The 15,033-nt window shown below is 35.9% G+C and carries 12 protein-coding genes; 10 read left to right on the forward strand and 2 right to left on the reverse strand.

Annotation, left to right across the window (positions count from 1 at the left end; all coding sequences use genetic code 11):
- The first annotated feature begins 49 nt into the window (after window positions 1–49).
- Window positions 50–1,378: a PhoH family protein gene (locus AC0L0O_RS04820; RefSeq protein WP_000358083.1), complete on the forward strand. Its 1,329-nt coding sequence runs from the start codon at window positions 50–52 to the stop codon at window positions 1,376–1,378.
- A gap of 31 nt (window positions 1,379–1,409) precedes the next feature.
- On the opposite strand, the gene AC0L0O_RS04825 is transcribed toward AC0L0O_RS04820, so the two are convergent.
- The gene (locus AC0L0O_RS04825; RefSeq protein ID WP_001289794.1) at window positions 1,410–1,907 is read right to left on the reverse strand and encodes a molybdopterin-binding protein; all 498 of its coding nucleotides are present in this window, start codon (window positions 1,905–1,907) and stop codon (window positions 1,410–1,412) included.
- A gap of 150 nt (window positions 1,908–2,057) precedes the next feature.
- Between AC0L0O_RS04825 and AC0L0O_RS04830 the strand changes: the two genes are divergently transcribed.
- From AC0L0O_RS04830 to pyc, 3 genes are all read left to right on the forward strand, one after another.
- On the forward strand, window positions 2,058–2,345 hold the full coding sequence (locus tag AC0L0O_RS04830; RefSeq protein WP_000135695.1) for an Fpa/YlaN family protein: 288 nt from the start codon (window positions 2,058–2,060) through the stop codon (window positions 2,343–2,345).
- A gap of 125 nt (window positions 2,346–2,470) precedes the next feature.
- Window positions 2,471–3,652 carry a putative lipid II flippase FtsW gene (gene ftsW / locus AC0L0O_RS04835; RefSeq protein ID WP_000832778.1) on the forward strand — a complete coding sequence of 394 codons (1,182 nt, stop codon included), beginning with the start codon at window positions 2,471–2,473 and terminating at the stop codon, window positions 3,650–3,652.
- Window positions 3,653–3,975: 323 nt separating this feature from the next.
- On the forward strand, window positions 3,976–7,422 hold the full coding sequence (pyc, locus tag AC0L0O_RS04840) for a pyruvate carboxylase (RefSeq protein ID WP_000164070.1): 3,447 nt from the start codon (window positions 3,976–3,978) through the stop codon (window positions 7,420–7,422).
- Window positions 7,423–7,508: 86 nt separating this feature from the next.
- On the opposite strand, the gene ctaA is transcribed toward pyc, so the two are convergent.
- Window positions 7,509–8,444 carry a heme A synthase gene (ctaA, locus tag AC0L0O_RS04845; RefSeq protein ID WP_001188732.1) on the reverse strand — a complete coding sequence of 312 codons (936 nt, stop codon included), beginning with the start codon at window positions 8,442–8,444 and terminating at the stop codon, window positions 7,509–7,511.
- Window positions 8,445–8,942: 498 nt separating this feature from the next.
- Here ctaA and ctaB point away from each other — a divergent pair, with 498 nt between their 5' ends.
- The 6 genes from ctaB (at window position 8,943) to ctaG (ending at window position 14,855) form a co-directional block, all read left to right on the forward strand.
- Window positions 8,943–9,866: a protoheme IX farnesyltransferase gene (ctaB, locus tag AC0L0O_RS04850; RefSeq protein WP_001015052.1), complete on the forward strand. Its 924-nt coding sequence runs from the start codon at window positions 8,943–8,945 to the stop codon at window positions 9,864–9,866.
- Window positions 9,867–9,959: 93 nt separating this feature from the next.
- The gene (gene coxB / locus AC0L0O_RS04855) at window positions 9,960–11,009 is read left to right on the forward strand and encodes a cytochrome c oxidase subunit II (RefSeq protein ID WP_000745271.1); all 1,050 of its coding nucleotides are present in this window, start codon (window positions 9,960–9,962) and stop codon (window positions 11,007–11,009) included.
- 60 nt (window positions 11,010–11,069) lie between these two features.
- Window positions 11,070–12,905: a cytochrome c oxidase subunit I gene (ctaD, locus tag AC0L0O_RS04860; protein ID WP_153576971.1), complete on the forward strand. Its 1,836-nt coding sequence runs from the start codon at window positions 11,070–11,072 to the stop codon at window positions 12,903–12,905.
- Window positions 12,905–13,528 carry a cytochrome c oxidase subunit III gene (gene ctaE / locus AC0L0O_RS04865; protein ID WP_000557860.1) on the forward strand — a complete coding sequence of 208 codons (624 nt, stop codon included), beginning with the start codon at window positions 12,905–12,907 and terminating at the stop codon, window positions 13,526–13,528. Before ctaD ends, ctaE begins: the two co-directional genes overlap by 1 nt.
- Before the next feature lie 3 nt (window positions 13,529–13,531).
- Window positions 13,532–13,864: a cytochrome c oxidase subunit IVB gene (gene ctaF, locus AC0L0O_RS04870; protein ID WP_000985698.1), complete on the forward strand. Its 333-nt coding sequence runs from the start codon at window positions 13,532–13,534 to the stop codon at window positions 13,862–13,864.
- Between the two features lie 85 nt (window positions 13,865–13,949).
- Window positions 13,950–14,855: a cytochrome c oxidase assembly factor CtaG gene (ctaG, locus tag AC0L0O_RS04875; protein ID WP_000069017.1), complete on the forward strand. Its 906-nt coding sequence runs from the start codon at window positions 13,950–13,952 to the stop codon at window positions 14,853–14,855.
- Window positions 14,856–15,033 lie beyond the last annotated feature (178 nt).

Below are 15,033 nucleotides of genomic sequence, written 5' to 3' on the forward strand. Positions count from 1 at the left end.
ATGAAACCCTTGTTCTACAAATTTAAAAGTGGAGTCAGGGGGTAACAGGTTGGATAAAATTTATGTGTTAGATACGAATGTACTTTTGCAGGATCCTTTATCTATTTTTTCATTTGAAACCAATGAAGTAGTGATTCCAGCAGTTGTATTAGAAGAGGTTGATTCGAAAAAACGTTATATGGATGAAGTAGGACGAAACGCTCGTTATGTATCTAAGTTAATAGACAAATTTCGTGAAATAGGAAAGCTGCATGAAAGTATTCCGCTAGAAAACGGCGGTACATTTCGTATTGAATTAAATCATCGTTCATTTGTTCAACTACAAGATATTTTTGTAGAAAAAACAAATGATAATCGAATTTTAGCTGTAGCAAAAAATCTATCTTTAGAAGAACAAGAAAAAGAGGACGGGAAGTCTGTTATTTTAGTTAGTAAAGATGTGCTCGTAAGGGTAAAAGCAGATGCAATAGGTTTAAAGGCGGAAGATTATTTAAGTGATCGTGTCATTGAAGTAGAAAATATATATTCCGGATTTTTAGAAGGGTATATATCAAAGGAGCAATTGGATTATTTTTATGAAAAAGGTGAGTTGCCTTTATCTGAAATTGCAAATCATCCTTTTTATCCCAATCAATTTGTAGTAATGAAAGACGCATTAGGGGGATCTAGTTCGGCACTGGGCATTGTAGATCACTTAGGTAAGAAGGTAAAGAAACTTATTTTTCATAATGAACAAGTATGGGGGATACGACCACGAAATGTGCAGCAAATTATGGGGTTAGAATTGTTGCTTCGTGAAGATATTCCATTAGTAACGTTAACGGGGAAAGCTGGTACAGGAAAAACATTACTAGCGTTAGCTTCGGGGCTCATGCAAACGGAAGATTTAGGACTATACAAAAAACTACTCGTTGCACGACCGATTGTTCCAGTCGGGAAAGATATCGGTTATTTACCGGGAGAAAAAGAAGAAAAGTTAAGACCGTGGATGCAACCAATTTTTGATAATCTAGAGTATTTATTTAATACGAAAAAGCCAGGAGAGTTAGATGCTATTTTAGCTGGAATGGGTTCGATAGAAGTAGAAGCTCTTACGTATATACGCGGAAGAAGTATTCCAGATCAGTTCATTATAATTGATGAGGCACAAAATCTAACGAAGCATGAAGTGAAAACGATACTAACAAGGGTAGGAGAAAAAAGTAAAATCGTATTAATGGGAGATCCTCAGCAAATTGATCATCCATATTTGGATGAATATAATAACGGTTTAACATATGTTGTAGAAAAGTTTAAAGAGCAACGTATTAGTGGTCATGTGAAGTTTGTTAAAGGTGAGCGATCTAATTTAGCTCAACTTGCCGCAGATTTACTATAAAAAGGAGTGAGCAAAAGCTCACTCCTTTTCTTTAAATAATTGTAAATTTAAGGATGTTACGGATTGGGTTTCGTCTATTAGATCCATCATTATAATATAAATGAACAGGTCCATCTTCTTTTAATGGTTTTCCTTCTTTCGAAAAACCAAGAATAGCATTTTTGACGGTTTCTAAAGGAAGCGTTATTATATCATCTACTGTTTCAATCTCGACTTGTGTAGCATCATCTGAAATTTCAGCATTAGCAAGAAAAGGATGAAATGGTATACCGAACGTTCCAGTAATTAGCTGTTCTTTTTTATATTTCTTTACACTTTGTTGTATCGGCGGGAAGGCAGCGCCATCACGGATTTCGCGATCCCAATGTTCTGAAGTGTTTTTTAAATAAGCTTCTAGTTCTGAAGTGTTTTCTCTCGTTTCATCAAAGTAAGTTGTCAAATCTACTTTTCGATCATCAAAAATCCAAACGGTTGGATCGATAGTGATTGGAAAACGAACTTTTCCATTAATAAATAAAATTTCGCTCATTGTTGTTCCCCCATTTGTGTTATACTCCCACTTTTAAGTATAATAGTAATAGACACTATTGTCACAAAAAATGTTTCTATTGCAATTTATTAAAACTATCGCTAATATTAATAGATAGGAGAGAGTAGGACGGAAACGGAGGGAATCAATTTGGCGTCTGAGACAGTATCAAATCATCAGGAAAAGGCACTAGCCCTTCTACAAGCGGATGCGGAGAAGATTTTAAGACTTATTAAGGTGCAAATGGACCATCTTACAATGCCGCAATGTCCATTATATGAAGAAGTGTTAGACACACAAATGTTTGGACTATCCCGCGAAGTCGATTTTGCAGTTCGCCTTGGTCTTATTGCAGAAGAACAAGGGAAAGCAATGTTAGGAGAGCTTGAACGTGAGTTATCTGCACTTCATGAAGCATTTACAAACAAACAACAATAACGGGTTCAAATAAGGGGGCTCAAACTGAAAAAGTTTGGGCTTTTTATTTGTATAATAAAGCAGGAAGAACCAATGTACATATGGAATACAACAATAATTAAATTGAAACAGAGAGAGGAAATGAAATGAAAAGAGTATGGAAATCAATGGATTATTCATTATTACTTCCTCTTGTTATCTTATGTGTGCTGGGAGTTATAATGGTATATAGTTCTAGTTCCATTGTTGCGATTTCATCGAAATATAACTGGCCGGCAGATCACTTTTTTAAAAAACAATTAGTTTCTCTTGCTATTGGAACGGTAATGCTAGTGATTGTCGCTGTAGTACCTTACAAATTTTGGAGGAAGAAAATAGTTCTTGCAGCTATGGGGTTAGGGGGTATTGGCTTACTAACAGCAGCCTTCCTTTTCGGTAAGGTAATCAATGGTGCAAAAGGATGGATACTAGGTATACAACCAGCTGAGTTTGTAAAAATAGCAGTAATTATTACGTTAGCAAGTTTTTTTGCTAAGAAACAAGAGAGGCAAACCCCTTTTTTACAAGGGATAATCCCCCCCCTATTTGTGGTGGGTGGATCGATGGTATTAATTTTATTACAAAATGACTTAGGGACTGACATATTAATAGGTGGAACAGTGTTAATTATGTTCTTCTGTTCAGGAGTTAATGTTAACCTGTGGATAAAAAGGTTTATATTAACATCTATCGTATGGGTTCCTGCATTGTATTTTATTGGGAATTATAAATTGAATAATTACCAAAAAGCCCGATTTTCAGTTTTTCTTGACCCGTTTAACGATCCTCAAAATGATGGATTCCAATTAGTTAATTCATTTATTGGAATTGCCTCAGGTGGGTTAAATGGTAGAGGATTAGGGAATAGTATACAAAAGTATGGCTACTTACCAGAGCCGCAAACAGATTTTATTATGGCAATTATATCTGAAGAACTAGGTTTTATAGGGGTAGCTATTATTTTAATCTGTTTATTACTTATTATTATTCGTTCGTTTAGAGTAGCACAAAAATGTAAAGATCCATTTGGAAGTTTAATTGCAATCGGAATTGCAAGTTTAATTGGAATACAAACTTTTGTTAATGTCGGTGGTATGTCTGGATTAATACCGCTTACAGGGGTACCTTTACCGTTTATTAGTTATGGTGGTAGTTCTTTATTGGCTAATTTAATTGCGATGGGTATATTGTTAAATATAGCCAGCAATGTAAAACGACAAGAGAAAGAGCAAAATGAGATAATGAAAGAAAGAGAACAAGATGGACCACGTCTTGTAGTTGTAAAATAAAAACACATTGTGCTTCAGAGCGCGATGTGTTTTTTGTTTTTTAAATAGGATATACCATTTTGTTTTTTAACGAAAAGATATATCACATTTGAATTAATGTGATATACAATTAGGTTGTTACATAAGGAAGAGGTATGCTATACTATTTTTGTGAGACAAATTGCTCAGAAAACTTATCATTTGTTAAAAAATAAGGTATGATGGATAAAAATAAAGTGAAGCTTTCTAAGTATAATATAATGTAGAAAGTGAAGAACTTCACGCTCTTTAGGGTGTGTATATATTTTATCTCTAGAGTGGTAGGAAAGTAGAGGGGGAAAATCATGACAAAGCTGCAACGTATTCAAAAAGTATTGGTAGCTAACCGTGGAGAGATTGCAATTCGTGTGTTTCGAGCTTGTTCGGAACTGGGATTAAAAACAGTTGCAATCTATTCCAAAGAGGATAGTGGTTCTTATCATCGTTATAAAGCCGATGAGTCCTATTTAGTTGGGGAAGGAAAAAAGCCAATTGATGCTTATCTAGATATTGAGGGCATTATTGAGATTGCGAAAAGTAATCATGTAGATGCAATCCACCCTGGATATGGTTTCTTGTCAGAAAATATTCAATTCGCAAAACGTTGTGAAGAAGAAGGAATTATCTTTATTGGTCCAAAAAGTAAGCATTTAGATATGTTTGGAGATAAAGTGAAAGCAAGAACACAAGCGCAGCTAGCACAAATTCCAGTTATTCCTGGTAGTGATGGACCGGTAGATTCGTTAGAAGAAGTTAAAGAATTTGCTGAAAAGTATGATTACCCGATTATAATCAAAGCTTCCCTTGGCGGTGGCGGTCGTGGTATGCGTATTGTACGTACTAGTGAAGAATTAAGAGAATCGTATAATCGAGCGAAGTCAGAAGCAAAGGCAGCCTTTGGTAATGATGAAGTATACGTTGAAAAATTCGTTGAAAAACCTAAACATATAGAAGTTCAAATTTTAGCAGATGAAGAGGGCAATGTTGTTCATTTATACGAGCGAGACTGTTCTGTACAACGTCGTCACCAAAAAGTAGTAGAAATTGCACCTAGTGTGTCGCTTTCAGATGATTTGCGTCAGCGTATTTGTGAAGCTGCTGTAAAGTTAACGAAAAATGTAAATTATTTAAACGCAGGAACAGTTGAATTCCTTGTTAAAGATGATAATTTCTATTTCATTGAAGTAAATCCACGTGTTCAAGTAGAACATACAATTACAGAAATGATTACAGGAGTTGACATCGTTCAATCGCAAATTTTAATAGCTGATGGACATGCATTACATAGTAAAATGGTAGGTGTTCCAAAGCAAGAGGAAGTGGTTGTGCACGGTTTTGCAATCCAATCCCGTGTAACGACTGAGGACCCACTAAATAATTTCATGCCGGATACAGGGAAAATTATGGCATACCGATCAGGTGGTGGCTTTGGGGTTCGTCTTGATACAGGTAATAGTTTCCAAGGTGCAGTAATTACACCGTACTATGATTCTTTACTTGTAAAAGTTACAACATGGGCGCTTACTTTTGAACAGGCTGCTGCAAAAATGGAACGTAACTTAAAAGAATTCCGTATTCGTGGTATTAAAACTAATATTCCATTTCTAGAGAATGTAGTAAAACATAAAAACTTCTTATCAGGGGAATATGACACTTCATTTATTGATGCGTCACCTGAACTATTCTTGTTCCCGAAACGTAAAGACCGCGGAACGAAAATGTTAAATTACATCGGGACAGTAACAGTAAATGGTTTTCCGGGAGTAGGGAAAAAAGAGAAACCAATTTTCCCGGATGCTCGTATACCGAATATATTACACTCAGAGCCGATCCAAAATGGAACGAAACAAATTTTGGATGAGCGTGGAGCAGACGGATTAGTAAAATGGGTACAAGATCAAAAACGTGTCCTTTTAACGGATACAACATTCCGTGATGCGCATCAGTCATTACTTGCAACGCGTATTCGTACAAAAGATTTACATCAAATTGCAGAGCCGACAGCGAGAATGTTACCAAACTTATTCTCAGCGGAAATGTGGGGCGGTGCAACGTTTGATGTTGCGTATCGTTTCTTAAAAGAAGATCCATGGGAACGATTACTAGATCTTCGTGAAAAAATGCCAAACGTTTTATTCCAAATGTTACTTCGTTCTTCAAATGCAGTTGGTTACAAAAACTATCCGGATAATTTAATTCAAAAGTTTGTGGAATGTTCTGCTCAAGCTGGAATTGATGTGTTCCGTATTTTTGATAGCTTAAACTGGGTAGAAGGTATGAGAGTTGCAATTGATGCTGTACGAGATACTGGTAAAATTGCAGAAGCAACTATGTGCTACACAGGAGATATTCATGATCCATTACGTAGTAAATATGATTTAAATTACTATAAAAACTTAGCAAAAGAGTTAGAAGCATCAGGAGCTCACATTTTAGGTATTAAAGATATGGCGGGCTTACTAAAACCAAACGCAGCATATGATTTAGTTTCAGCATTAAAAGAGACGGTATCGATTCCGATTCACCTGCACACACACGATACGAGTGGGAATGGTATTTTAACGTATACGAAAGCAATTGAAGCAGGTGTTGATATTGTCGATGTAGCAGTAAGTTCTATGGCTGGTCAAACGTCACAACCAAGTGCGAACACGCTATACTATGCGTTAGGTGGAAATGAAAGACAGCCAGACGTTAATATAGATTCATTAGAAAAACTATCTCATTACTGGGAAGATGTACGTAAATACTACGCACCGTTTGAAAGTGGTATGAATGCTCCTCATACAGAGGTATATATGCACGAAATGCCAGGCGGACAATATAGTAATTTACAACAACAAGCGAAAGCGGTTGGTTTAGGAGATCGCTTCGATGAAGTAAAAGTAATGTACCGCCGCGTGAATGACATGTTTGGTGATATTGTTAAAGTAACACCATCATCAAAAGTTGTCGGTGATATGGCATTATTTATGGTTCAAAATCACTTAACAGAACAAGATATTTTAGAGCGTGGGCATTCTATGGACTTCCCAGGATCTGTTGTTGAAATGTTCTCAGGAGATTTAGGACAACCATATGGTGGTTTCCCGAAAAAGCTACAAGAAATTATTTTAAAAGGAAAAGAGCCATTAACAGTAAGACCGGGTGAATTATTAGAGCCAGTAGATTTCGACGCGTTAAAAGAAGAACTATTCCATAAACTTGGACGCGAAGTGACGATTTTTGATGTAGTTGCATATGCGTTATATCCAAAAGTGTTTATGGATTACGAAAAAGTTGCTGAGCTTTATGGAAATGTATCTGTGCTTGATACACCGACATTCTTCTATGGTATGAGACTTGGTGAAGAAATCGATGTGGAAATTGAACAAGGTAAAACGTTGATGGTTAAACTAGTATCAATTGGAGAGCCTCAGCCAGATGGAAATCGTGTTCTTTATCTGGAATTTAACGGTCAACCACGTGAGATTGTTGTGAAAGACGAAAGTGTGAAAGCAACAGTGGCACAACGTGTGAAAGGAAACCGTGAAAATCCAAACCACATTAGTGCAACAATGCCAGGAACGGTTATTAAAGTAGTTGTAAAAGAAGGCGATGAAGTGAAAAAAGGCGATTCTATGGCAATTACAGAAGCGATGAAAATGGAAACGACAGTTCAAGCGCCGTTCAATGGTAAAGTGAAAAAAGTTTATGTTAACGATGGAGATGCAATTCAAACGGGTGACTTACTTATTGAATTAGATCACTAAAATAGGAAAGAGCTGTGTAAATGCAGCTCTTTTTCTTTATTACGAAAAAATACCTTGCCAATTCGGCAAGGTATTTTAATGTGGATTTATTTTGTTTGTTTAGAAGTTGATGCAGCTTCTTTTGCATTCACTTTACTTCTTGTACCTAACATAACTAAATAGCAAAGTACAGCAAACAAGCAAGAAATGAATAGTGAATGTAATAACGCCATTGCTAAACTAGCATTTGTAAATACAACTAAAATCCCTACGATAGCTTGAAGTGTAACAAGGATAAATGAAATAATCCATCCCCAGTATACGACAGGCTGCTGTTTGTAATGACGAATAGCGAGAATCATCGCGTATAGTATCCAAGCGAAAATTAACATCGCTGCAACTCTATGTCCCATTTGAACCCATTCATGTAACTGAGTTGGCATAGGTCTATTTTTGCTACATAAAGGAAAGTCTGGACAGGCTAAGCTAGCTCGTTCGTGACGTACTAAAGCACCTGTGTAGACAACGAGATAACAGTAAATTGTTACACCGTAAATATGAAATTTCATTTTTTTGTCCATAATAAGTGAACGTGCATCAAATTTTTGGTCAATTTCAAAGATCAGACACGTTAATAAAATAACAGAAGCAAATGAAATTAAGGAAATACCGAAATGGATAGCAAGTACAGCTGGCATTTGCCCCCAAACAACTGCAGCAGCCCCCATTAATGCTTGTGCAACTAAAAATACGAAGGATAAAATTGCTAACGTTTTTGTTTCGCGCACATGTTTATAATATTTCCAGGACAAAATACAAAGGAGAGTGACAAGAATTCCTGCGGATCCTGATGTAAGGCGATGACTCAGTTCAATAATAGTTTCCATTGATAAATTAGATGGAACAAATTCACCGTTACAAAGTGGCCATGATTTACCGCACCCTTGACCAGAACCTGTTTTTGTAACTAAAGCGCCTCCTAATAAAACTATTAATAAATCAAGGCTTGTAATGACTGCTAACCATTTAATAAAGCGTTGCAATCTCGTTCACCATCTTTCTGCTATGAAGTTATTGCGAAATATTTTCATTCCATTATGTATAGAATAAAACGCGCTAATTCCTATGATATATAAAAAATAATAAAATAGCAAAGAAATGGAGGGGGAGGACAGGGGAGAGAAAATGGGTGTAGAAATAGAATATATAAGGAAATTTTTAGGTGAAAAATAGGCTGTTTTGAAAAGAAATGGGGAGAATACGTGTTAAATATGACAAAAAAGTTTATTATAGAAGGTAACATCATGTTATGATATGGATAAGTGACAATTACGTTTTTTATATTCGACACAAAAAGTTCATGTTTTCTTCACAAAATGTTCGGGAAATATGATTTAATATATTGGAGTATGGGCGTAGATTAGTAGTAGAATGGGTTAACAATGTTTCTACTGTAATAATATTGCTATATAGAGGCGAAATATTTCACTTTGAAATAGGCGCAAAAAGAAAGATGAAAGTTTTAAGAGGGGGTTAAAGTGATGAACCATGCAACAAGTGAGCTGCATGATGAGTCTGCTGTTACAAGTATACCGGAAACAACTCGGTTACAAGATTTAAAAGCACTCGTTAAAATGGGGATTGTAAACTCAAATACACTTACTGTATTTACAGGATTTTGGTTGGCATTACACTTTAATGGATTAAGTGTGATGGACAATCTGGATAAGTTATTCTTTACAATCGTTGGTTCTGGATTAGTTATGGCAGGGGTATGTTGTTTAAACAACTACATTGATCGAGACATCGATCCATTAATGGAAAGAACAAAGACCCGTCCAACGGTTACTGGAAAGTATAAACCAGGATTTGCACTTACATTTGGATTAGTTATATTACTTCTTGGGTTTGTATTTTTATTATTAACAACACCAATGGCAGTTTTAATGGGGTTTATTGGTGCTTTCACATATGTTGTTCTATATAGTTTATGGACAAAGAGAAAGTATACACTAAATACTGTTGTAGGTAGTATCTCTGGTGCAGTTCCACCTTTAATTGGATGGGCAGCAATCGATCCATCTTTAGGTCATCCAATTGCTTGGATGCTATTTTTGATTATGTTTATTTGGCAAATCCCACATTTCCTTGCATTAGCAATGAAACGTGTTGATGAATATCGAAATGCAGGAATTCCAATGCTTCCTGTAGTTCATGGATTTGAAATTACGAAACGCCAAATTATGATTTGGACAGTATGTTTATTACCACTACCATTTTATATGAGTGGACTAGGGATAACATTTATGGTAATTGCAACACTGCTTAACATCGGATGGATCGTTTTAGGATTTTATGGCTTCCGTAAGAAAGATGACATCAAATGGTCCGTACAAATGTTTGTTTATTCCCTAAATTATTTAACAATCTTATTTGTATCAATGATTGTAGTTACATTCTTCTAAGACAACGACATAATTGGATTTCTTTACGTTGAGATTTACTTTACTTAACTATAAAGTACAATCTAATTCACAAGGAAAGTGGGGGTTGTTTGTATGAAGAAACAGTGGCGACTGCTTTCGTTCGTTTCACTGCTGGCTTTACTGTTAGGGGGATGCGGTAAAGCCTTTCAATCTACTTTAATTCCGCAAGGAGAAGTAGCAAAAATGCAATATGATCTGCTCTTACTAGCAAGTGCAATCATGGTAGGAGTAGTACTAGTAGTTACTATTATTTTCTTATATGTAATTGTGCGTTTCCGACAAAAGAAAGGTCAGGAAGATTATATTCCAGAGCAAGTTGAAGGAAATCACAAACTAGAAATTATATGGACAGTTATTCCGATTATTCTTTTGTTAATCTTAGCTGTTCCGACGGTTACATATACATTCAAACTTGCTGATGTAAGTGCGATGGAGAAAAAGAATATTGATAAAGATACTATCGTTGTTGATGTAACAGCGAATCTTTATTGGTGGGAATTTTCTTATAAATCAGAAAAGATAGTAACTTCTCAAGATTTAGTTATCCCCACAGGTAAGAAAGTGTATTTGAATTTGAAGGGTGCCGATATTAAACATTCGTTTTGGGTTCCATCTTTAGCTGGGAAAATGGATACAAATACAGATAATGTGAACAAAATGTGGTTAAAGGCAGATAAATCGGGCACTTATAATGGTTTTTGTACAGAATTTTGCGGCCCATCACATTCTTTAATGCAATTCAAAGTGAAAGCTTTAGATGAAAGCGAGTACAAAAAATGGCTTGCTGATATGAAGAAAATTGATGGGAAGAAAGAAGTAGCTTCAACAAAGGCGCAAGAGGGCCAAGAAATATTTAATAAAAGCTGTATTGGTTGTCACGCAGTTGGATCTAATGATAGTAGACCACCTTCCGCTCGTATCGCACCAAACTTAGCAAACTTTGCGGATCGCGATACAGTTGCCGGCATCGCCGAAAACAATGAAGAAAACTTAAAAAAATGGCTGAAAGATCCTGAAAATATGAAACCAGGAAATAAAATGACTGGTAAATATGGCAACTTAACAGACGATCAAATTGATGCATTAAATGCATACTTACAAACGTTAAAAGTTGAAAAGTAAAGAGGGATTATTCGCGAAGGGGAGGTTGAAAACGTGAGTTCTGTAGCAAAAAAACAGGGGATGGGTGCTGTCATATGGGATTATTTAACGACAGTAGACCATAAAAAGATTGCCATTCTCTATTTAATTGCAGGTGGATTGTTTTTTGTAATAGGCGGAATAGAAGCTCTATTTATTCGCCTTCAATTAGCGATTCCTAACAACGCTTTTCTTGTTGGGGATGCTTATAATCAAGTATTAACTATGCACGGTACAACAATGATTTTCCTCGCAGCTATGCCACTCGTGTTTGCATTTATGAACGCCGCTGTACCACTTCAAATTGGTGCACGTGATGTAGCGTTCCCGTTTTTGAATTCACTCGGATTTTGGTTATTTTTCTTTGGTGGAGTATTTTTAAATTTAAGTTGGTTTTTAGGTGGAGCACCTGATGCAGGATGGACATCTTATGCATCTTTAGCTTTAGCCTCTAAAGGCCATGGTGTTGATTTTTATGTACTCGGCCTGCAAATCTCCGGTATAGGTACATTAATTGGAGGCATCAACTTCCTTGTAACCATTATTAATATGCGTGCGCCAGGAATGACGTATATGCGTATGCCGATGTTTACATGGACGACATTTGTAACATCTTCGTTAATATTATTTGCTTTTCCGCCGTTAACTGTCGGATTAGGACTTTTAATGTTAGATCGCTTATTTGGAACAAGTTTCTTTAATCCAGCGCTGGGCGGGAATACAATTATATGGGAGCATTTATTCTGGATTTTTGGTCATCCAGAAGTATACATTCTTATACTCCCAGCTTTCGGAATATTCTCAGAAATCTTCGCTACATTTTCGAAAAAACGATTATTTGGTTATTCGTCGATGGTGTTTGCGACAGTATTAATTGGATTTTTAGGATTTATGGTATGGGCGCATCATATGTTTACTGTTGGACTTGGTCCAGTTGCCAATGCTATTTTCTCAGTTGCAACAATGGCTATTGCGGTTCCGACCGGTATTAAAATATTCAACTGGCTCTTTACAATGTGGGGCGGAAGTATTCGCTTTACGACACCTATGATGTGGGCAGTAGCCTTCATTCCATCATTCGTAATGGGAGGAGTTACAGGTGTTATGCTAGCATCTGCACCAGCTGATTATCAATTTCATGATAACTATTTCGTAGTAGCTCATTTTCATTATGTAATCGTCGGCGGTGTTGTATTTGGTCTACTTGCAGGAGCGCATTATTATTGGCCACTGATGTTTAATAAAATATTGAATGAGACATTAGGAAAGATAACATTTTGGTTATTCTTTATCGGTTTCCATTTAACGTTCTTCATTCAGCATTTTCTTGGTTTAATTGGTATGCCGCGTCGTTACTACACATACCTTGAGGGACAAGGATTAGAGATGGGGAATATGATTAGTTCTATTGGAGCGGTATTTATGGCTCTTGGAACGATTGTTCTTTTATTCAATGTCATTAAAACGACAGTTTCAAAAGAAAAGGCAGGGCGTGATCCATGGGATGCTCGTACATTAGAATGGACAATGCCAGCGCCTACACCGGAATATAACTTTAAACAATTGCCATTTGTTCGCGGGTTGGATCCGTTTTGGATTGAAAAACGCGAAGGGAATAAAGAGATGACAGCGGCAGAACCAGTTGGTGATATTCATATGCCAAATGCATCATTTTCACCATTTATCATTTCTTTAGGATTGTTTATAGCGGCATTTGGTGCAATGTATATGCAAGGTGGAAAAGATAAGTTTTGGTTATTAGTAGCAATTATTGGTTTAATCATTACGTTTGGTGCAATGTTCCTGCGTTCAGTAATCGATGATCATGGATATCATATTCATAAGGAAGATTTAGAAGATAAGGGGGGCAAGGCGTAATGCATGTAGATGAAAAATTAACGAATGAAACATTTCCAGCAGAGCCTGAAAAAGCAACCCTTGAGGGGAAAAATAAGTTTGTCGGTTTTTGGTTATTTCTTGGAGGCGAAACAGTATTGTTCGCTTCCTTATTTGGCACATATTTAGCGTTAAAGAATTCTACAAATGGTGGACCAACATCTCAAGAGATGTTCCAAATGCCACTCGTTTTTATTATGACGATGCTTTTATTAACGAGTAGTTTAACGAGCGTATATGCGATGTATCATATGAAAAACTTTAATTTTAAGAAAATGCAACTTTGGCTACTGGTAACAGTATTGCTAGGTTTAGGGTTTTTAGGGTTTGAGATATATGAGTTTTATCATTATGCGCATGAATTTAAGCATACTATGAGAAGTAGTGCGTTTGGTTCCGCGTTTTATGCTCTTGTTGGTACACATGGACTCCACGTATTGTTTGGGTTATGTTGGATTTTAACATTAATCTTTAGAAATGCGAAGAGAGGTCTAAATTTATACAATGCACCGAAGTTTTATGTTGCATCGATTTATTGGCACTTTATTGACGTAGTTTGGGTGTTTATTTTCACTGTAGTATATTTAATGGGAATGGTGGGATAAACAATGGCGATAAAGCAAACGAATAATCCTAAAGTTGATCTTATTTACCGGAAGAGAAAAAGTGCGGAGGAAATGAAGCATCAAGTTATTACATTTGCATTAATGATATTTTTAACATTAGTTGCATTTGTAGCAGTAGCATATCCGAAAACTTTCAGTCCGACTTTCTCAGTACCATTTATTTTACTATTAGCTGTGGTACAAGTAATTTTTCAATTGTACTATTTTATGCATATGAGTCATAAAGGACATGAAGCCGCAAGTTTCTTTCTTTATTCTGGTCTGTTAATCGGGTTGATTACAATTTTAGCTTTTATGACAATTGTGTGGATTTGAAAAGTGAAGAATAAGGGAGCTTGTGTGGTCACAGCTCCCTCTTCATATTATGTGAAAGGATAACCTTAAGAAGGTAGGTGTGACAATGAGTAACTTGTGGATATTTGGTTTTCAAGCTCTATGGAGTCCAATCTTTTTATTATTTATGCTTTCGATCCTTATTGGGTACTTTTTAATTATTGGGCCATATAGAATGCGATTTGAACATGCGACGAAGGTAAGTAAAAAGCAAGTTTTTTATTTTACGACTGGAATTGTTCTTTTGTATTTTGTAAAGGGAGGTCCTATTGATTTAATTGGTCATATTATATTTAGTGCACATATGTTTGAAATGGCAGTCATGTATATTGCAGTTCCGCCGTTATTGTTACTTGGTATACCAGTTTGGTTATATCGTTATATTACTTCTTTTAAGTTCGTTCAAATTATATTAAAGGTATTTGCTAGGCCACTTATCGCATTGTTTGTATTTAATGGCCTGTTTTCTTTTTATCATTTACCAGTTGTTTTTGATACAGTAAAACAAAGTCAAATTGCTCATCCTATTTGTCTCGCTATATTGTTCTTTACAGCAATCATGATGTGGTGGCCGATGCTAAATCCATTACCAGAATATCAAACGTTAAGTGATATAAAGAAACTTGGTTATATGTTTGCGAATGGTATATTATTAACGCCAGCTTGCGCGTTAATCATTTTTGCGACTGCACCGTTATTTGCAACGTATACGGATTCTGCTGCTTGGATGAAAGCGATGGAACTATGTGTGCCAGCGGGAACTTTATCAGATTTAAATATAACTGGACCGGAATTTTTGCATTGGATGCCGGTCGTACAAGATCAACAAACTGGCGGCATCATTATGAAAATTGTCCAGGAAATAGTGTATGGTACAATTATCGGTTATGTATTTTTCCGATGGGCCCGTCGAGAGCGTGAAAAAGATAAAGAACAGTTGCAACAATTACCGCCATATTTACAGACGAAGTAAAAAGTGTATGGGTTTCCATACACTTTTTAGTTTTACTAAACTTTAATAAATTGAATTTTCTAATTATTTATGTTAAGTTAGTGTAGGCATGTACTAAAAGTGGATATAAGATTTACTACTAGCTTTAATACATAATAATTCCATGTGTAGTACAAGTTTTTTAGAGAGTTACAAATTT

Source organism: Bacillus sp. GS3m_15504, from assembly GCF_055825275.1.

What these genes read in the sequence shown, in the direction of transcription:
- pyc (WP_000164070.1), top strand. Translation starts at nt 3,976, where the DNA reads ATGACAAAGCTGCAACGTATTCAAAAAGTATTGGTAGCTAACCGTGGA.
- AC0L0O_RS04825 (WP_001289794.1), bottom strand. Translation starts at nt 1,907, where the DNA reads ATGAGCGAAATTTTATTTATTAATGGAAAAGTTCGTTTTCCAATCACT.
- ctaB (WP_001015052.1), top strand. Translation starts at nt 8,943, where the DNA reads ATGAACCATGCAACAAGTGAGCTGCATGATGAGTCTGCTGTTACAAGT.
- ctaD (WP_153576971.1), top strand. Translation starts at nt 11,070, where the DNA reads ATGGGTGCTGTCATATGGGATTATTTAACGACAGTAGACCATAAAAAG.
- ctaG (WP_000069017.1), top strand. Translation starts at nt 13,950, where the DNA reads ATGAGTAACTTGTGGATATTTGGTTTTCAAGCTCTATGGAGTCCAATC.
- ctaE (WP_000557860.1), top strand. Translation starts at nt 12,905, where the DNA reads ATGCATGTAGATGAAAAATTAACGAATGAAACATTTCCAGCAGAGCCT.
- ctaF (WP_000985698.1), top strand. Translation starts at nt 13,532, where the DNA reads ATGGCGATAAAGCAAACGAATAATCCTAAAGTTGATCTTATTTACCGG.
- coxB (WP_000745271.1), top strand. Translation starts at nt 9,960, where the DNA reads ATGAAGAAACAGTGGCGACTGCTTTCGTTCGTTTCACTGCTGGCTTTA.
- ftsW (WP_000832778.1), top strand. Translation starts at nt 2,471, where the DNA reads ATGAAAAGAGTATGGAAATCAATGGATTATTCATTATTACTTCCTCTT.